This is a genomic window from Paenibacillus gyeongsangnamensis, assembly GCF_027533625.1.
GTDB classification, from domain to species: domain Bacteria; phylum Bacillota; class Bacilli; order Paenibacillales; family NBRC-103111; genus Paenibacillus_G; species Paenibacillus_G gyeongsangnamensis.
Window position 1 is genome coordinate 141,987 of the sequence record NZ_JAQAGZ010000015.1, and the last position, 18,707, is coordinate 160,693.

16 protein-coding genes, 2 pseudogenes and 1 riboswitch are annotated in these 18,707 nt (G+C 49.5%); of the genes and pseudogenes, 10 read left to right on the forward strand and 8 right to left on the reverse strand.

Going from position 1 to position 18,707, the window contains the following annotated elements; translation table 11 throughout:
• The first annotated feature begins 102 nt into the window (after positions 1 to 102).
• The 8 genes and pseudogenes from O9H85_RS22345 (at position 103) to O9H85_RS22380 (ending at position 7,998) form a co-directional block, all read left to right on the forward strand.
• Positions 103 to 1,658: pseudogene (locus tag O9H85_RS22345) on the forward strand (ABC transporter substrate-binding protein).
• Between the two features lie 139 nt (positions 1,659 to 1,797).
• Positions 1,798 to 3,366, forward strand: a complete 1,569-nt coding sequence (locus O9H85_RS22350; protein WP_269883639.1) for a glutathione ABC transporter substrate-binding protein — start codon at positions 1,798 to 1,800, stop codon at positions 3,364 to 3,366.
• A gap of 193 nt (positions 3,367 to 3,559) precedes the next feature.
• A riboswitch (purine riboswitch) is annotated at positions 3,560 to 3,663 on the forward strand.
• Positions 3,664 to 3,825: 162 nt separating this feature from the next.
• Positions 3,826 to 4,446 (forward strand): xanthine phosphoribosyltransferase, encoded by a 621-nt coding sequence (locus O9H85_RS22355; RefSeq protein WP_269883640.1) that lies wholly within the window; start codon positions 3,826 to 3,828, stop codon positions 4,444 to 4,446.
• On the forward strand, positions 4,436 to 5,722 hold the full coding sequence (locus tag O9H85_RS22360) for a nucleobase:cation symporter-2 family protein (protein WP_269883641.1): 1,287 nt from the start codon (positions 4,436 to 4,438) through the stop codon (positions 5,720 to 5,722). Before O9H85_RS22355 ends, O9H85_RS22360 begins: the two co-directional genes overlap by 11 nt.
• 98 nt (positions 5,723 to 5,820) lie before the next feature.
• Positions 5,821 to 6,251, forward strand: a pseudogene (locus tag O9H85_RS22365) (amino acid permease); the annotation flags it as partial.
• Between the two features lie 141 nt (positions 6,252 to 6,392).
• Complete coding sequence (locus O9H85_RS22370) at positions 6,393 to 6,668, forward strand: RICIN domain-containing protein (protein WP_333474243.1); 276 nt, start codon at positions 6,393 to 6,395, stop codon at positions 6,666 to 6,668.
• A 235-nt stretch (positions 6,669 to 6,903) separates the two neighbouring features.
• A complete protein-coding gene (locus O9H85_RS22375) occupies positions 6,904 to 7,242 on the forward strand; it encodes a zinc ribbon domain-containing protein YjdM (protein WP_269883642.1) in 339 nt (112 codons plus the stop codon).
• 168 nt (positions 7,243 to 7,410) lie between these two features.
• Positions 7,411 to 7,998, forward strand: a complete 588-nt coding sequence (locus O9H85_RS22380) for a uracil-DNA glycosylase (RefSeq protein ID WP_269883643.1) — start codon at positions 7,411 to 7,413, stop codon at positions 7,996 to 7,998.
• A gap of 60 nt (positions 7,999 to 8,058) precedes the next feature.
• Here the strand turns inward: O9H85_RS22380 and O9H85_RS22385 are convergent, their stop codons facing one another.
• The 8 genes from O9H85_RS22385 to O9H85_RS22420 form a co-directional block, all read right to left on the reverse strand.
• The gene (locus O9H85_RS22385) at positions 8,059 to 9,018 is read right to left on the reverse strand and encodes an aminopeptidase (protein WP_269883644.1); all 960 of its coding nucleotides are present in this window, start codon (positions 9,016 to 9,018) and stop codon (positions 8,059 to 8,061) included.
• 15 nt (positions 9,019 to 9,033) lie between these two features.
• Positions 9,034 to 9,705: an AroM family protein gene (locus O9H85_RS22390; RefSeq protein WP_269883645.1), complete on the reverse strand. Its 672-nt coding sequence runs from the start codon at positions 9,703 to 9,705 to the stop codon at positions 9,034 to 9,036.
• A gap of 42 nt (positions 9,706 to 9,747) precedes the next feature.
• Complete coding sequence (locus O9H85_RS22395; protein ID WP_269883646.1) at positions 9,748 to 10,695, reverse strand: DUF1177 domain-containing protein; 948 nt, start codon at positions 10,693 to 10,695, stop codon at positions 9,748 to 9,750.
• A gap of 23 nt (positions 10,696 to 10,718) precedes the next feature.
• Positions 10,719 to 11,777: a DUF917 domain-containing protein gene (locus O9H85_RS22400; protein WP_269883647.1), complete on the reverse strand. Its 1,059-nt coding sequence runs from the start codon at positions 11,775 to 11,777 to the stop codon at positions 10,719 to 10,721.
• 10 nt (positions 11,778 to 11,787) lie between these two features.
• Entirely contained in the window at positions 11,788 to 13,386 is a 1,599-nt protein-coding gene (locus tag O9H85_RS22405; RefSeq protein WP_269883648.1) for an OPT/YSL family transporter, read from the reverse strand.
• A 22-nt stretch (positions 13,387 to 13,408) separates the two neighbouring features.
• A complete protein-coding gene (locus O9H85_RS22410) occupies positions 13,409 to 14,341 on the reverse strand; it encodes a DMT family transporter (protein WP_269883649.1) in 933 nt (310 codons plus the stop codon).
• 4 nt (positions 14,342 to 14,345) lie between these two features.
• Positions 14,346 to 14,993: an aspartate/glutamate racemase family protein gene (locus tag O9H85_RS22415; RefSeq protein WP_269883650.1), complete on the reverse strand. Its 648-nt coding sequence runs from the start codon at positions 14,991 to 14,993 to the stop codon at positions 14,346 to 14,348.
• A gap of 142 nt (positions 14,994 to 15,135) precedes the next feature.
• Complete coding sequence (locus O9H85_RS22420) at positions 15,136 to 16,689, reverse strand: PucR family transcriptional regulator (protein WP_269883651.1); 1,554 nt, start codon at positions 16,687 to 16,689, stop codon at positions 15,136 to 15,138.
• 518 nt (positions 16,690 to 17,207) lie between these two features.
• Between O9H85_RS22420 and O9H85_RS22425 the strand changes: the two genes are divergently transcribed.
• Together O9H85_RS22425 and O9H85_RS22430 are read left to right on the forward strand one after the other, a co-directional pair.
• Entirely contained in the window at positions 17,208 to 17,429 is a 222-nt protein-coding gene (locus O9H85_RS22425) for a hypothetical protein (protein WP_269883652.1), read from the forward strand.
• 285 nt (positions 17,430 to 17,714) lie between these two features.
• Positions 17,715 to 18,689, forward strand: a complete 975-nt coding sequence (locus O9H85_RS22430) for a ubiquinol oxidase subunit II (protein WP_269883692.1) — start codon at positions 17,715 to 17,717, stop codon at positions 18,687 to 18,689.
• The last annotated feature ends 18 nt before the right edge of the window (positions 18,690 to 18,707 follow it).

Sequence of the window (18,707 nt, forward strand, 5' to 3'; positions counted from 1 at the left end):
GAATCGTTGTTCTGAATAATTCGACAACTTATCCAAACGATTTTAATGCAACGCTAGTGTATCTAAATAAGAAATTAAATTCAGACGTAAAGGGGAAATCGTATGAAAAAGAAAATTGTTAGCGCTTTCTTGGTTCTGTCTTTGGCACTGGCCGGCTGCTCTTCCGGTAAGGAGACGAGCGGCGGCAGCAAGGAAACAACCCCTGTTGCCCAAAAGAACGGCGGTACGCTTGTCATTGCGCGTTTGAGCGATGCGAACAATCTCGATCCGCATTTCAGCACCCAGATCAACTCCATGGCCGTCATTCAGCATAAAATCTATGAAGGCCTCGTTCAAATGGATAAGAACAGCGAGTACAAGCCTTTACTGGCGTCGGAATGGAAGCAGTTGAATGATTTGACGTGGGAATTTAAGCTCCGCAAAGGCGTGACGTTCCATGACGGTACGCCATTCAACGCAGAAGCGGTGCGCAAAACGATAGCACGCGTGCTGGATAAGAATCAGCCGACGCCAAAAGCGAATCTTTTCTCGATGATTAAGGAAGTCAAAGCGGTTGACGATTATACCGTTCAATTTATTCTCGAGTATCCGTATGCTCCGCTGCTTTCCATTTTGGCCAGTGCGGAAGGCAGCATCCTGAGTCCCAAGGCGATCGAACAGTATGGCAAGGAGTTGACGAAACACCCTACGGGAACAGGACCGTTCCGCTTCGAATCGTGGACGCCCGGACAGGAGATCGTACTTGTGAAAAACGATGCTTACTGGGGAGATAAAGTAAAGATCAATAAGGTCGTTTTTAAAACCGTGCCTGAGGATACGACCCGCGTCGCGATGGTTGAAACGGGAGAAGCCCAGGTCGCCGAACAGCTACCGGTTACCGAAATTGAACGCGTGAAGTCTTCATCCGTCATGACCCTTGGCCGGTTCGATGCATTTGCCGTGGACCATATCGGTTTTAACACAAGTAAAAAGCCGTTCAACGATGTTCGTGTTCGTCAGGCCGTAGCTTATGCCATCGATAAGGAAGCGATCATTAAAGGCGTATATAATAATGTCGGCAAGGCATCCAATTCCAGTCTGGGACCGAAGGTAATCGGGTATAGTCCTAACATTAAAGGTTTTAATATGATTTGAACAAAGCGAAGCAATTGCTTGCGGAAGCCGGTTATCCGAACGGTTTGAAGGCAACCGTTTATTTAAACGATAACAAGCAACGAATCAACGTAGCGGAAGTTCTCCAGTCGCAGTTAAAAGGAATCGGCATCGATCTCCAGGTGAAAGTGATGGAGTTTGGAGCTTACCTCGATGCAGCAGCCAAGGCACAGACGGAAATGTTCATCAGCGGTTGGGGCAACGCGACAGGCGACGCCGATTACAACCAATATAACCTTTTCCACAGCAGCTCTCATGGGGTTCCCGGCAACCATTCCTTTTATAACAATAAAGAGGTGGATAAGCTGATTGAAAGCGGACGGAAGGAAGCCGATCCGGAGAAGCGCAAACAGATCTATGAAAAGGCGCAAGAAATTGAAATCAATGATGTTGCTTTATTGCCGTTCCGCAGCTCGGAGAATTTGGCTGCAATCGCTAAAAACGTCACAGGTCTATGGATCAGCCCTTCCGGGTATGTTGAAATTAATGAAGTAACAATGAAGTAAAATTCTGAAAATTAGTAAAGATTCTTTAAATAAACGTAAAGATCGTGCAATGCGGCCATGTCATGATTTTTTTATAATACTTGTAAGCATGTAAGGTGCTTTATTCTCAGCATGAGTGAAACAGGAGGGTTATTTTAGAATGAAAAGAAAAGTTATTCTTGGCGGTCTTCTCGCGATGTCTCTTGTAGCTACGAGCGTATTGGCCGGATGCTCGTCGCAATCGAAATCGCCGGAAGATGCAGGGCAAGCCGCAGAAGCTCCGAAAGCCGGCGGTACGCTGACCATCGCCAGAAAAGCGGATGCCAACAATTTGGATCCCCAATTCATTACCAACATTCCTTCCGCCAACTACATCTTCGGGAAAGTTTACGAAGGACTGATCAAGACGGATAAGAACATGGAGTACAAGCCTGCGCTAGCGTCGGAGTGGAAGCAGGTGGACGACGTGACTTGGGAATTCAAGCTGCGCAAAGGCGTTACGTTCCATGACGGAACTCCATTCAATGCCGATGCGGTCAAGAAGACGATGGAACGCGCTTTGGATCCGAAAGTGAACTCTCCGCGCGCCAGCAATTTCGACATGGTGAAAGAAGTGAAGGCCGTGGATGAATATACCATTCAATTCATTCTGGCCTACCCGTACGCGCCTATTCTGTCTATCCTAGCGAGCAATGAAGGCAGTATTCTCAGCCCGAAAGCGATGGCGGAACAGCCGAATAAGCTGTCGAAAAATCCTATCGGTACAGGTCCCTTCAAATTCCAGTCCTGGACGCCGGGTCAAGAGATGGTCTTGGTCAAAAATGACAGCTATTGGGGCGATATGCCGAAAGTAGACAAGGTTGTTTATAAAGTAGTGCCTGAGGATACTACTCGTATCGCGATGGTCGAATCCGGCGAAGCGCAGATCGGCGATCAGCTGCCTGTAACCGAATTGAACCGCGTACAAAGCTCCTCTGCGATGACACTGGCACGGGCCGAAGGACTGGGCGTCGAATACATCGGGTTCAATGTGAAGAAGAAACCGTTCGATGATGTTCGTGTACGTCAGGCGATTGCCTATGCGATCGAAAAGGATGCGATTATCAAGGGAGTCTATAACAGTGTGGGCAGCAGAGCCGTCTCAGCCCTGTCTCCTAAGATGATCGGCTTTAATTCCAGTTTGAAGGATTATGAGTACAACGTTAATAAGGCTAAGCAATTGCTTGCCGAGGCGGGGTACCCGAACGGGTTCAAAACATCGCTTGTGACAGACGACAGAAAAGAGCGCATAAACGTGGCGGAAGTCATTCAATCGCAGTTGAAAGGCATCGGCATCGAGCTTGAAGTGAAGGTGATGGAGTACGGCGCTTATCTCGATATTACCGGCAAGGGCGAACATAATATGTTTATCGGCGGCTGGGGGAATGCAACCGGCGATGCGGATTACAACCAATACAATGTGTTCCACAGCTCCTCCCAAGGCAGCAAAGGCAACCTTGCTTTCTACGTCAATCCGGAAGTGGATAAGCTAATTGAAGCGGGCCGCCGTGAAAAGGATACGGAGAAACGTAAAGCCATCTACGCTAAAGCGCAGGAAATAGAGCTTGAGGAAAGCCCGTTAATCCCTATTCTAACCGTTGATCACGTTGCAGCAGCAGCGAAAAATGTAAAAGGCTTCTGGCTCAATCCGGTCGGATATCTGATGCTGGGTGACGTTACTGTAAAATAAAAAAACATATTATTTAAAAGGTGTAGCTGCTGAAAATGCAGGCGCAAAAGAGCAAGAAAATGAATCTCTTGCAAGGCTGCCTTGAAGTCAAATTCAAGGCAGCCTTGTTTTTGAATAAAAGGTGCAGGCGGTTTTGACGAAAGCTGGAGAAACCTGCTCTTGAAATCACAGGACACCCTGTGTATTATATATTAAGATTTAAATTAAATAATCTCATATAATCATGGGGATATGGCCCATAAGTTTCTACCGGACGACCAATATAATTGTCCGACTATGAGTGAAAACGCATCGAAGGTTCCGCTTCTTGTCTCTTTGGCAAGAGCGGCTGGTCCAAGCGATGGACACGTTACGTGTCTACACCACTAAGGATAAAAACCGAGCAGGACAGGTTTCACTTGAGAGGGAAGAACTCAAGGAACTTGTCCTTTTTTAATTGAAAAGGAGCCATGAACGCCAATGAAGTTATTAAAGGAACGCATATGTCAAGAGGGATTGATTCTGTCCGAAACGGTGCTGAAGGTGGATTCGTTTTTGAATCACCAGGTGGACACGGAGCTTGTGCTGGAGATTGGGAAGGAATTTGCACAAATATTTGGGGATGAACCGATTACCAAGGTACTCACTGTAGAGGCAAGCGGTATCCAGTTTGCCATGGCGACCGCGGCAGCACTCGGCGTCCCGTTTCTTTATGCAAAAAAGAAGAAAGCAATCACACAGGCTGAAAAAATGTATTCAGCATCGGTCTTTTCGTTTACACGTCAGGAAACATATCAGATATGCGTATCCCAAAAATACCTCGGCCCGAGTGACAAGGTGTTGATCGTTGATGATTTTCTCGCCACCGGTGCGGCGTTGATAGGGCTAACAGATATCGTTAAAGAAGCTGGAGCTCAGCTAGTGGGGTGCGGCTGCGTCATCGAAAAAAGCTTTCAAGAAGGGCGGAATTGGCTGGAGAACAAAGGTGTACGCGTCCATTCCCTAGCCCGGATAGCTTCGATGTCCCCGGGGAAGGTCGAATTTTTGGAAGAACATCATTTAAACCGACAAACTCAAGGGAGAGAAGAAATTGTTAAGTAAACAAAAAGCCTTCACCCTAGGCTTTCAACACGTCATGGCTATGTATGCAGGAGCTGTTGTCGTGCCATTGATCATCGGGGGGGCGCTGAAGCTTACCGTCACTCAAATTGCTTATCTGATCGCTGCAGATTTATTCACTTGTGGGCTTGCCACCATATTACAAGTCATGGGGACGAAATACTTCGGCAGCAGACTGCCCGTTGTTTTAGGCTGTACCTTCACAGCGGTCGGGCCGATCATTGCGATTGCTTCTGCATCGAATTTAACAACAGTATACGGCGCTATCATTATTTCCGGATTGTTCGTTATTTTAGCTGCGCCGCTTTACGGAAAACTGCTCAAGTTTTTCCCCACGATTGTAACCGGGTCAGTTGTAACCATCATCGGGCTCTCCCTCATCCCGGTAGCGATGAACAACTCGGCAGGCGGGCAGGGAAGCGCCGATTTCGGCCAGCTGCACAACTTGCTGCTCGCGCTTCTCACGTTGATCGTCATTCTTGCAGTTAATCGCTGGGCTAAAGGATTTGTACGAAGCATTTCCGTACTTATCGGGTTAGCGGTCGGAACAGCGGCAGGATACGCCATGGGCGTTGTTCATTTTTCGGCCGTATCGGAAGCATCATGGCTTAGAATTGCGCAGCCTTTCTACTTTGGAACACCTCAAATGAACGTAACTGCCATTATTACAATGATTATCGTATGTATCGTTAGTATGGTGGAATCCACAGGCGTCTATTTCGCAGTTGGGAAAGCGACGGATCAACAAGTGAAACAGGAGCAGATCGTTAGCGGCCTACGCTCCGAAGGTCTTGCGATCGTACTAGGCGGGATTTTTAATGCGTTCCCATATACTGCATTTTCCCAAAACGTCGGCTTGATCACGCTCACTCGAATTAAATCCCGCGATGTCATTTTTGCTGCGGGCGGCATTATGGTTATTCTCGGTTTGTTACCTAAACTGGCAGCTTTAACTACCGTCATTCCGAATGCGGTTCTTGGAGGAGCCATGATTGTCATGTTCGGTTCGGTTGCGGCCGCCGGCATATCGATTCTATCGGAGGTTGACCTGCGCAAAGGCGACAATTTGTTGATCGCAGCTTGCAGTATCACTGTCGGTCTAGGTTCGGCAATTCTTCCGCAAATGTTCTATCACCTTCCGGACTTTGCGAAGATGTTGATGCAGAACGGCATCGTATCCGGTTCTTTGACGGCCATTATGTTGAATCTTTTCTTTTCGAATCGAACTGCTGATAGGGAAACGGTTACCGATCAGTAAACAATTGGGAAGTTGTGAAAATGGATTTCCCAAATATTCATTTCTTAAAACCTATTTGACCCTTCCGCTTAGAATTGCAGAAGGGTTTTTCCTAATTTTATACATTAGGAGTAAATGGACAGGCACCGAAAATTTTTACGAAACTATCCCATAACGGAGTGCCCCTGCTGGGTATGATTGGCGTGCTCGTGGGATTGGGCATTGGCGTGATCTTAAGCTATATTGCACCGGAAAATCTGTTTGTGCATGTATATAGCGCCAGCGTGCTTCCCGGTATGTACCGTGGTTTGTTATTCTGATCAGTCAAGTGAAATTCAGGAAAATAAAGGGGGATGAATTGGATAATCATCCGTTCAAAATGCCTTTCACCCCAGTAACAAACTATGTAACCATTGTCTTTTTGCTTATGGTATTGGTCGGTATGTGGATTAATGATGATACACGCATCTCCCTTATTACCGGAATTGTTTTCTTAGGTATGGTTATGATTAGTTTTTACGCTTTCGGAATTGGCAAAAAACACGTTTAATATGGACATTGGTACGATAACAATACCCGCAGCCCCATCGGTAATAGTTATTTCGGATCGTCCAATACGCAAATTGTTTGGAAGGAATTAACTTCTGCGCAAAACACCGGCTACGCGATAAAAGTCCAAGCTGCGAGCTATGTGGAAAATCAACCAATGGTTATCTATACCGATTCTGCGGCTGCAAGTCAAAAGTTTGATTTTGCACCGATGGGAGACGGCAGCTTTAAAATCGTGAGCAAAGGTGATCCGAGCATGGTGTTAAAGGTGCAATCCGGGATATTTGCGAGCGATCAGCCGGTGGTAAGCAATAATTCATACTACCTGAAGAACAAGTCCGGAATTATTGCCAACAATAATCCGATCGTGATCAACACTTGGGTTGATACGGCTGAGATGAAATGGATTGAAAAGTAAAGTCATCAAATAACCTGTGAACTGCCCTGTTAAAAAATGTAAAACAAAAAGAAGCCGTTTCTTACTAAAATGGAGGCGCGAAACCGCCATTTGAAAGGAAACGGTTTCTTTGTAGGCGTTGGGGTATGAAGCGGTCAAGTTGTAGTTTAAATTTACGATATGCCAATAGATTTGCTAAACTGAAAAGATGGTGACAGTATTTTAGAAAATAACTAACGAATGGAGAACAACAACCGTGTCCAATTTACCGAATTGTCCCAAGTGTAATTCCGAATATACTTACGAAGATGGAAGTCTTTTTATTTGCCCGGAATGCGGTCATGAATGGAGTGGAGAATCGGAGGCGGTACATAACGAAGAAAAAATCGTTAAAGATGCCAATGGGAACGTCTTAAAGGATGGCGACTCTGTAACCGTAATTAAAGACCTTAAAGTAAAAGGAACTTCATTAGTCGTAAAAATAGGTACAAAAGTAAAAAATATTCGTTTAGTTGACGGTGATCACGATATCGATTGCAAAATTGACGGGTTTGGAGCCATGAAATTAAAATCGGAGTATGTAAAAAAGATCTAAAAGGCGATTTTAAAGAAGCCTCTTGCAAAAGCGGCTGCTATTAGGGTAGTCGAATAAGAAAAGCTCAGCCTGTCATTCTTGACTCGGCTGAGCTTTTTAAATAATTGTTGCTAGAGGCGGGCATAATGGAATTCATTGGGTACTGAGAAGGAGCTGCGATGAACTGGAATGGATAATCCATTTGAAATCTTACCCGAAGAATCAGCGCCACAAGGTCTGCAGCATTGTGAGCGCTGTGAACTATCTAAGCAGCGGACTCGCGTCATCTGGGGTGAAGGAAATCCAGATGCTTCGCTCCTGATGATTCTGGATAATCCCGGAGCGCGGGAGGATCGACAAGGAAATTCTTTTCTGTGCGGTACTCGCGAGACACTCCGACGCGGCATGAGGGAAGCGGGTTTAGATACAGGCTCTGTATATGTTACCTATTTGCTTAAATGTAGTCCGATCCGTGCCTATAATAAGCCGGAGGCCAGAAAAGCTTGTTTACCGCATCTTCAGATGCAGCTCCTGGAGAAGCGGCCTCTTGTATTATTTGGATTCGGGAATATCGTGGCGGAAGCTTTATTCCCATGGAAGGAGAATGCCAGCGTTAAGGAGTTGCGAGGGAGCTGGCACGAGTTTCAAGGTATCCCCATTGGGTTTACCTATCACCCGCTTGCAGTAAGAAGGCGTCCAAACTTAATGAAGTTTTTCGTGAATGATCTCATAGCTCTCAAGGATAAGTGGAATGGGGTTCAGCGCGAGGGGCAGTAGTACGGTGAGAAGGCCATCCATAAAAGGATGGCCTTCTGCGCCCTGAGCATCAGAGGTCCCTCATAGCGATTCGATAAGCTTCCCCTGCTCCATAATCATTACATCGTCGATGAAGACGTTCGGTTTCGTAACCACTCCATCAATATGGACACCGGCCGAGATCGTCCCGCCGAACGTATTATTGCTTCCGAACGCGACATGGATCGTTCCGTACACTTTCTCGTCTTCGAGCACCACGCCGGTAATTCTCGCCTTATTGTTTGTGCCGATGCCGAATTCGCCAAGCAGCCTGCCGTCGCCATCCCCCAGAATGCGGAGCAGCTGTTCCGCTTCGGGGCCTTCTCCTTCGGCGCGGATGATGCGTCCGCGTTCAACCGTCAGCAGCACCGGCGCGCTTAATTTGCCGATTCCGGCGAACGAGCCGTCAATGCGGATTTGACCTTCGCCGCTGCCTTCGACTGGAGCGATGTAAGCTTCACCGGAAGGCAAGTTTCCGGATTCACCAGGGTTCACGTAGACGCCCGTACTTGGAATGCCCTGCCGCTCGGCAATGGAGAAGGTCAATACATGACCTTCCTTCTCGATCCGCACCTTGCTGCCCTTCGTCAATCGCTCCGTAACCTCGTTTGTTAACTGCATAACCCCCGCATAGTCGGCCGAGATCGCGCCTTCCAGGAACATGTCTTCCGTAATGCCGGGCATGGTCGCGAGACGCGCTCCTACTTTTACGGCATTTTTGCGGGCTTGCGTGTGCGTCAGGGAATGCTCGGTAATGCATAGAACGACATCGGCGTTTGCCATCGCTATAGATATCGCCGCCGGCGGCTCCTCGCCCGATTTCTGCCGCTCCTTCATGACGACCATCATCGCTTCGGAGCCAAGCTGCTTGCCCGCTTCGTAGACCGCATCCGCGATCTCTTTTTTGGCATCGTCCGTTACAATGAGAAACGATTCGTTTTCCCGGAGCCCCAGGCAATTTCGGAGCACATTTTTACTGATTTCGGTAATTTGCTGGTTCATTCTTGTTACCTCCGGTCAGATCATCTCGGATACTAGCTTGGCCATAATCGCATTGGATAGCACCGCGGGAAGTCCCGTCGCCTCCGCCAACAGCCGTCTGGCTTCCTCCGTATACCCCATGCAGTCCAACAAGAGGAGATCCGCCTGGTCCTTCAGCTCTTGGGCAGCTTTACGGAAATCGATCTCGTCGTTCTTATAAGGCGAAGCGACGGCGAAGACGGGATCGAATCCATGCGGCTCATACTTCGAGCGCAGCGATTCTTTCTGCTCTTCGAGCGGCACCAGAACCCCCAGCCGGCGGGAGCCGACCATCGCCTTGATCGCAGGCGGAATGATATGGTCCGGCTCGATCAAATACGAAGTGCCGGTGTGGAGCCCAGGGAAGACGCCGGTGCAAAGCAGCAAAATCTGTTTGATTCCTTGCGCTTCAAGCTCGTTGATCTTGCTTTGCAGGATCGGCTGGATTTTGTGCCGGGCCATGACGACAGATTCACCGTTCGTCAGGCGGGAAGTCAGCACGTAATCTCCTTCCACGGGATACAAATGTTCTTCAATATACGCTTTTGAAAGTCCGTCCAGCACGCCGGCCTGAACGAGCTCGGCGCGATCCTCCAAATATTTCTCGACGATCGGCGCCACGTCACTGCGCGGCGCTTGGCCGATTGTTATCATTCCCAAACGTCCCATAATTAGCCTGCCTCCCATCGAATCGAACAAGAAGTATCGCGTTTATCCGCGGGCGGCGTTTTCTCCGCCGGTTTGCAGTATTTTCATGGAGCCATAGAGTCGGGTGATCCGTTCGAACTCCTCTTGATCGTAAAACCGGCAGGTTCCGTTCGTAAACTCCTTGGCCACCTCAACGGAAAAGCGAACGGCAGCGGCAATGTCGGTTTCATGGCTTGCGCCCGTACCGCAGCCCGGTACAGCCGATTGCGCGGTGACAGCGACTCCGACAACCGGCACGTCCGTTGCAACGCTCGGCTGCAATATGGAGTTGATATGATACAAATCATTACCGTAAGGGGTAATATCCTGCATGGTGATCGGGAAGGTCACGGCGAGTTGTCCTGTCGCCATCTCCATAATCCGCACCAAATCTTCGCTGATGCGTAAAATATAGCCTTCCTTGACGGTCGGCGAAATGGCGATGCCCTTGTGGTTAATGACCCGGTTCCCTTTGGTTGTATCGATGGAAAGGATCGCTTCCATTTCAGGGGCAACCTCATGCTGATTCATCGTCAAAATATCGACCGGTGAATCCATAAAATCGACCGGCTCGTGCGGGCGTGTCGGGGCGTCCGGGCAAATATGGGTGCTGACGATCACATCGCCTTGTAACGCATCCCCCTTCGTTTGCATATCTGCCAGCTTGAGAGCGGAAGCGACGGCTGCGACGGCTCCGTCGGCATCGGAGACGAGCCCGATCCGGCTCGGCCGTGCGCCGATACCGCCAAGACGGCCGATAATACCGAAGGTTGGGGCGCTGCCGCCTTTGAGCTTTCCGTTCGTTCCCGGAATAACGATTTTAATAAAGTCCGTACTGCCTTTCTCGCCGGTTACTTTCGTTACGGTAACCGAAACATCAGGATACTCGTTAAACAGCGCCTTGACCTTTTCTCCGTTTACGAAACCGTTGTCCAATACATCAAATGCAATCAGAGTTTGTTTCAATGCCATTTCAATACACTCCTATCTATTCTTTATAAAAATGGAATAATCGATTTTTTGATGATTTCTTCAACCGGCTTTAACAGATTTTCGTTACGCATGGTGCTGCTCAGAAGCAGCTTCTCCTTCGGTACGGTGATGACGGCAAGCTGCTGTCCTATTTCGACGGCCGCCGTCACGATCGGCTTTGCGGTCTTGGCGTCCAGCGTCATAATCAGATCCGGGAAAGTGCCGAACCGCTCCCCGTCCTTCTCCAGCGTCATATACTCGTTCCAGAACGTTAATTCGTAGGCATGATCGATCTGCACCGTACCTACGTCGAATCCGCCGGTCGTTTCCAGCTGGAAGTCCGTCACCGTCCCGGCCGTAACCAGCTTCCCTCCAAGCTCGGAAACGACCGAGTCAATAGCGGCTTCCCCTTGACGGGAGAGCAGCGCCCTGCCTACTTCAATGGCTTGGGAGATGGCGCCTGCCGCGCCATGCTGCCTCGCATAGGCGACCGTGACCGGATTTCGCGCCACAGCCACAAGTCCTCCCGCCTCGATGGATGCCCTGCGAATCATGGAAGCAGCCTTCTCCAGCGTCCCCGATACGCTCAGCTCGATATAATTGTCACCCTTGCCGCCGGCTGCGGCTTGATGGGAAACATAGCCTTCCAGCTCCGTCAAATTGAGCGATCCCATCGCTCCAGTCGGATGGGCGCGTCCGTTGCAGGCCAAATCGACAATCGGAAGACCGGTGACGGCGGCTTGAAACCATCCGTTGACCGTCGTTCCCGCTCCGTTCTCGTTCGTATTCAGCGCTTTAATCGGCCTTCCTATTTTTTGCGAGAGCATGTCCAGCGCTTTGGCGTAATGAATCGGCTTGACATATTGGTCCTTCGCGGCAGGCGCGCCGACCATCGATACGGTGACGAGCAAATCCTCGTCGTCAAATTCGTCGACCGTAAGAAGCTCGGGCTGTCCGACCTCGAGCGCTAAACGGCCGATCTTCAGCCCTTCTTCGATCCAGCCGCCCCCGCCGCCGCCCAGGACGGCACCGCCATAAACCGCATATTCAACCATTTTCTCGTCTAATTTAATTTTTGCCATGAAGCAAACCTCACTTTCTGAACTTGAATACGGAATTAAAGAAGCTGTAGAGCGCATCCCCTGCAATGAAGCCCGCGGCCATAATGCTCATTGGGGTTTCCGCTTCTTTCTTCCAAATCTTCAGTACGATCAACCGAATCGCAATCCCCGCGAGTACAGCCCAACAAGCGTTCGGCGTTAAAATGAGAAGACCGGTAGCGAACAATACGCCGATTTGACGGCTCGGTCCCCCGACAAATTGCAGAATGGCGCCCGGGATGGCCCAGAGCAGAAGCTGTATCATAATGTCCGGAGAAGCGCCGGCTTTAATGGTCGAAACGTATACCTTGTCGATCGGCGGCACGAGATTTTGCGCAAAATAGCCTTTATAAGAGACGATTACCGTAAGCAGCGCCACGCCGAAAGCGATCATGCCGGTAATATACTGCTGCTTTCTGCCTTGCAGCTCCAGCTCCTTGTCCTCACCGTTGCCGCGCAAAATATGGCCGGTTTTCAGATCGTATCCCATGTCGGCAAAAGCCGGACCCGTAGCGGCGCTAAAGCCGGCGAGCAGGGCAAGAGCCGTCGGCGGGAAGCCGATCAGAATACCGAAGAGAAGCGTAATAAACGCTACGGCAAAAGCCGGAAACCAGCCGGAGTGCATCGCTGCGATCCCGACGATCAATTCGTGGACGAAGGCGGCAAAAGCGGCAAACACCATAAAACCGATCAGCATGCCGAAGGACATGTGTGTAATCAGCCCGCCAATAAGGGCAATGATCAGCGCAATAATGAGATAAGCGACAAAACCGAAACCGAGTGCCCGTTTCGCTTCGTTGATCGGGCGGGTCAGTTTTTCGTCGGAAGCGGCTTCCGCCGTTGCATTCGATTTCTGTTCGTTTTTATGCTTGCTGAAAATGAGTATCGAAACCTGGATCAAAGCGACGATTCCGGCGCCAATCATCACTCCATGCGCAATATAAAGCTTATTCACATCCACATTGAACCATGGGATGGAATACTGGCGGATCATAAGACCGATGCCGAACATGGTCAGAGCCCAAATGTTGCCGATAAACGCAACGCCGAAGGCCGACATCGAGATATGAAAATAAGAACCGATCAATCCGAGAGCCGTACCGACACCAAGCAACCCTGCTCTTTTCCCGCCTTTGTCTCCGGCCAGTATCGATTCGGCGGTGGCGACGCCGGGCGCCCAGGTACCGGATGCCGGGAACAGCTTGGAGTCGAAAATTTTGTACAAAATCGCCGCATCCACGAACATGGCGAGCGCCGCGCCGATCAGCATCGGTACAATAAGATTCGGCGTTCCCATGGCAAACGGGATACCGATTGGAATTAATAAGCTGTTCGCCGCCCCGAAGGTCGCAGACGAGATGGAGGTCTGGACAATATTTTGGCGATGGACGGATTTGTATTTTTTAAATATCGTAATCGGGATTCGGGCAATCAGCATAGCCACAAGCGCTCCGATGATTGCGGTATTCGGGGTTACCCCGAGTGTCGTCACGATTTGCATACCGATAATAGCGCCGATCACCGCGGTGACGATATTCAGAATGAGCGCGAACGGTTCGAAAATACTTGGATGTTTTTTTTCTTTTTCCATGGACTTGTCCCCCAATTCATCATTAAGCTTCGATATTGCGGTTTGAAGGCAATTCTGGCTGGTTCATGTTTTTCTGCTTATAGAAGCTCCCGGGCATCGTTCCGAGGAGGACACCGGCAAATACAAGCGAAACGCCGAATATTTGCTTTCCAGTAACAATATGGCCTAACAGTATAAATTCTAGCAGAATAGTCATCATCGGCTGCAGATTGAGCACGATAGCGGCCCTGGCGGCTCCCACCGTTTCCATCCCCTTGTTCCACATGACATTGGTCAGCCCTTGGGCGACGAGTATGGATACAATAGCCAGTACCCATATAGAGAAGGAATGATGCCATTGCATCTCGGTAAACAAAAATACGAACGGGTCATATAACAGGAAGCTGACGGCAAAGCTGTAAGCCGTAATCAGGAAAGGCGACAACCGCTGTGAAAGCATCCGGACGAAAATCAGATTGCAAGAGAACGTAAACGTGGCGCCCAGTATCATCCAATCGCCGATTTGCAGCTTGATTCCCGTCATGTTCAGCGCTTGGTACAAACCCGCTAACGCGATCAGACATCCCGCAATCATGCGCCAGGTGACGGTTTCTTTTAAAAACAGGGCAGCAAGCCCCGCCGTCATCAAAGGCGACATGGTAAAAATCAACGAAGCGTTCGTTGCCGACGTCATCTGCAAGCCTTTATACAAAAAAATTTGGTTGGCGATCAGACCGACGGTGGCCGACAGCAGCAGCAGCGCCATTTCTTTTCGCGTAACGGAAACGATCGATTTCGTCATGAAGGCAGCGGCTACAAAGATGCAGGAAACGACAGTGAGGCTAAGAGCTGAAAGAAAAAAAGGTGAAAATTCCTTCAAAAGAATTTGTCTGACGATGTAATTGAGCGCCCAAATGAAGACGGAGCCCAAAAGAAGCAGATACGATATGCCGAAGGAACGCCCTTTTCCAGCCAATCGTTTACTCACCTCTAAGCTGTCTGTACAAGTTGGAGGCAATTAGACCTTCCGCTTCCACCGCATCAATGACCGGAATGTTCAGCTCTTTCCTTAATATTCCGGCAAGGCCGATCGTGGAAAATCCCGTACAAGCGAATACAATCACTTCGATTCCTTGCTCCATTAACGTTTTGGCCGCAGCAATCGCCTGTTCGCGTCCTGCCGGTGTCAAAAGATCGGTTGTGTTCGTTACCCCTTCAGGCCGGATATACCGGATGAACAAATCGCCCAAAATATCGAGCATGACTGCCGGCACCGTATCTGTGATCCCCATCACCCCGACAGGTTTTCCAATCATACGCGCCATATAGGAGGCAGCGCTGCCGGCACCGATGACGGGAACGGATACATTCCTGCGGAGCAGCTCGACAGCCGGATCGGCCGCGCAGCTGACGACAAGCACTTTGCAGCCGTCCTGCTCCATGTGCTTGCCGAGCGCTACAATTTTCGGGTTGGCGAGCTGTTCCGTTTCGTCATTGTAAATCCCGAGCGGCTGTTCCGGAATGCAATCGCTTTTCACTGGAACCGCATACATTTCCAAGATCAAGCGGCCGTGCTCGTGAAGAACCTCTGCGTTTGCTGTAGTTAATACCCTAATTAGCCCGATCACTGGTCTCATTCCCTTCTTGACTCGCTTTAATAGGTTGAATCGATAAATAAATTGTAAAGGTTCACGGAACGTTCACACAATGTACTGGCTCGCCAAAACTAAAGAAGCCCTATTGTGCTGTCAGCACAAATAGGGCGGAATCTCAATCTTCTTTCTTCAATAAATAGAACGCCGCGCACAAATAATATACAAAGCGGTTAAGCGGATTCTCCAGATCCGCGTCGGATATTTCCTTAATCCGGTCCAACCGGTATTTCACGGAGTTTCGATGAACGTACAGCAGGTTCGCCGTCTCCATCAGGCTGCCTCCGGTCGCCAAATAATAGTAGAGGGTAGACACAAGATCCGTTCCATTTTGTTTGTCGTATAGGCACAACTTTCCTATTTTCCTCTCGATTAACGCATCGAATGGAACCTGCTCCGAAGCATCCAACAATAATTGAAACATTTCCACATCGTTAAAGGTAAATACGGCTTTGTAGCGGTCGAGATGAGTGCCGATGAATATCGCTTTTCTCGCTTCGATATAGCTGCGGTGCACTTCCCACAGCGAGCATTTGCTTCCGAAACCTACACGGATCCCGCTCCATCCGGCAAGAAACGAGGACAGAATGTGCGGCCACTCCTTGACGTCGTCCCGTCCGACCGATCCTTTTTTAATCGGATCCGTCAAAGGTCCCGTAGCCAGCAGCAGGATCAGGCGATCCCCCTGCCGCAGCACATGCGAACGCACGCGGATTCTCCGGTGCTCCGATTCGCGCTGAATCAGCGCATTGAGTTCCGATAAAAAAGGAGACTGCTCTTCGAAATGCGACGAGTCTCCTTCGACCATGCCAACCTCCCAAATCCATCCCGGCAATAGTCCCAGCTTGCTTCCCTTGTCCTCCACCTCCTGCCTGGACAGCGGCAAACCTAGCAAAAGCTCTTCGAGAAAACTGCCTCTCAGTCTGACCTCGGTATCGAAGGCAATCTTCCTTCTCATCAGCTCCAGTGAAAACACGAGCCGCGCTTGCTCGATACAGACCTGCTCGAATTCGTCCAGCTGCTCTTTCCCGACGATCAATTTTCCGACAAATTGCTTATCGACCGTAACCTCCCAATGGCGCGTCTTGATGGTGGATACGTACGGTATGTCTGCAGGAGAGGATACGAGAACATCCCCAGCACTACTGATCACCCAAATCGGGCATTGGACCAGTTCGGCCACATTGTCCGCCATGACCTGAATGCCGCTGTTGCTTAGAACCAGATTCGTAAGCGCTTTGTATATTTCTTCGGATCTCCTTAACAAAGCCGCTTGCCGATCCAAAATCTGTTCCATAATCGTATAAGTGATATCGATATAAGGAATACCAGGCGGAATTTGAATGATGGGAATATGATACAAATTGCTTTTATCTATGACTTCCTGCGGAATTTTCGATAAAAACCGTTCCGGCTTAATGGCGAGCGCCGCTCCATTCACTTGCGCCAGATGCTCGACCACATCCTCCAGCAGAGCCGGATTATGGCGGATCGAATAACCGGTGGTTAAGATCAGCTCGCCTTCCCTCAGCCAGCCTTTGATATCCGGAACCTCCATAATATCGGTAAAACGTACGATGCGGTCCAGCCCCTGTTCGCCGCCGATCACCTTCGCATCCTTTAGAATCGGCAGCCGCAGCAGCTCCTTGACGGTCACACCCTCGAATTTCATTTTTGCCTCCCCCGTTCAGACGGAATGATCCATTCTCAGGCTGTAGAGAAACCCATGAAATAGAGAAATCTGCATTGGTACCCGGTGGGGTATCCCCTTCCGGCCGCTGTTGTTATCGGAAAACTTTCAATTAATCCGTTAAACAGCGGTAATTTTCCGATAACAAAGGCGGACGCTATCGCTCCTACAGGGGATACCCCACCTACACCTTTGGCATTTCAGCATATTAGGGTTTCTCGTGAATCTGGGAATGATCCATTCTTTTATTGTAGCATGTTTCATTCCCGACATACGTCCCAGGCTCAATAATTGCGTAACGATGAAGCTAGGTCTTTGCGGTTTCATTACGCTTCCTTACGAAAATAAGGTTAGCGCAGCGATTCATTTTGGCTTCAGCTGGCCTTCCGTACATTTTGTCTAAAATTTGATCAAATTTTGAATATTTTTTGAACAAAATCCGTATCAATGTGTTATAATAAGGGTAATCCTATTTATAACGACTCGGTGAGGTGATTCAAATGCAAGAGAACGGCGTGAAAGAATATTCTGTCATGATAAAGCTTTCGTTTATTCTTACGGCGATCGGCCTTGTATTTTGTTTCTGGAATGTAAGCGACTTCAGTGATCAGAATTTATCCTTGATGGTAGGGATCGGATTCATTGTCGGTGCGATTCAAATTGCGGTGATCGGCATAGCCGTTGAATTGTTTAATGGGAAGACGCCCCGGACATTTCCATAATGCAGCGTGATTAGCATGGGCTTCCAAGTCAGCCGTTTCCACGGCTGGCTTTTTTTGTGTGAACTCCTTCCCGAACGGGTAAACATTGGTGAAATTGAAAACTTTCCGTGAACACTTTTTGGCTAAGAAACGACAGAATCTTGAAGGATTTGAAAACAGTGAAAAATGTCACATGGTTCTCTGTTATGATAATGGCATAGTAGTACAGAGACAGATTCGGCAGGTAAGAGGAGATGAAGGAAATTGGGAGCTAACAAACGATTCGCGCTCTGGAAGCTGGTGCTGATGACAGTGCTGACGGCGGTTCTGCTGTCGGGCTGCAGCGGCTCATACTTGGTTCTGGATCCGAAAGGTCCGGTTGCGGAAACCCAGCAACGCTTGATCATCATATCGGTGATATTGTGTGCGATCGTGGTCATTCCGGTCTTATGCATTCTGGTTTATATCGTCTGGCGCTATCGGGATAAGCCCAATAATAAAGCGCCTTATACGCCGCACTGGGAAGACAGCAAGGTGTTGGAAATCATTTGGTGGGGGATTCCGGTCATCATCATCGGCATTCTCGGCTTCTACACGGCTAGAGATACGTATGCTCTGGTGAAGCCTCCGGTGGCGGCCGACTCCAAGCCGATCAAGATTCAAGTGACGTCGCTCGACTGGAAATGGTTCTTTACTTATCCGGACCAAAAGATCGCGACTGTCAACTACGTTGAAATTCCGGCCGGCGTCCCAGTACAGTTCGAGCTGACCTCGGACGCGCCGATGAACTCTTTCTGGATTCCGCAGCTGGGCGGCCAGGAGTATACGATGCCGGGCATGGCGATGCAGCTGTGGCTGCAGGCGGACCAACCGGGCGATTATTACGGCACGGGCGCGAACTTCAGCGGCAGAGAATTCGCTCACATGCGCTTCCAGGTCGTTGCGAAGACCCAGGCCGAGTTCAATGATTGGGTACAGCAGGTGAAGAAGGATTCGCCGGCGCTTACCCAGGAAGGCTACGCTAAGCTTGCGACGCCGGGAACGGCGGAGAAAGCACTGTATTCTTCTTATCCCGACGGATTGTTCCAGTCGATCGTCGATAAGAATGGAGGACATATGAATCACTCCGGCGGCGGGCATGACATGGGCGGCATGCAGCACGAAGGCTCCTTGAAGCAGTCGGCGCCGTCCAAGGAAGAGAAGCCGGGCTCCTCTTCGACGAAAAGCATGGACGACATGAAGGGCATGGACATGAAGGACATGCAGCACAATCATAACTAGGGGAATAGAAGGAGATAC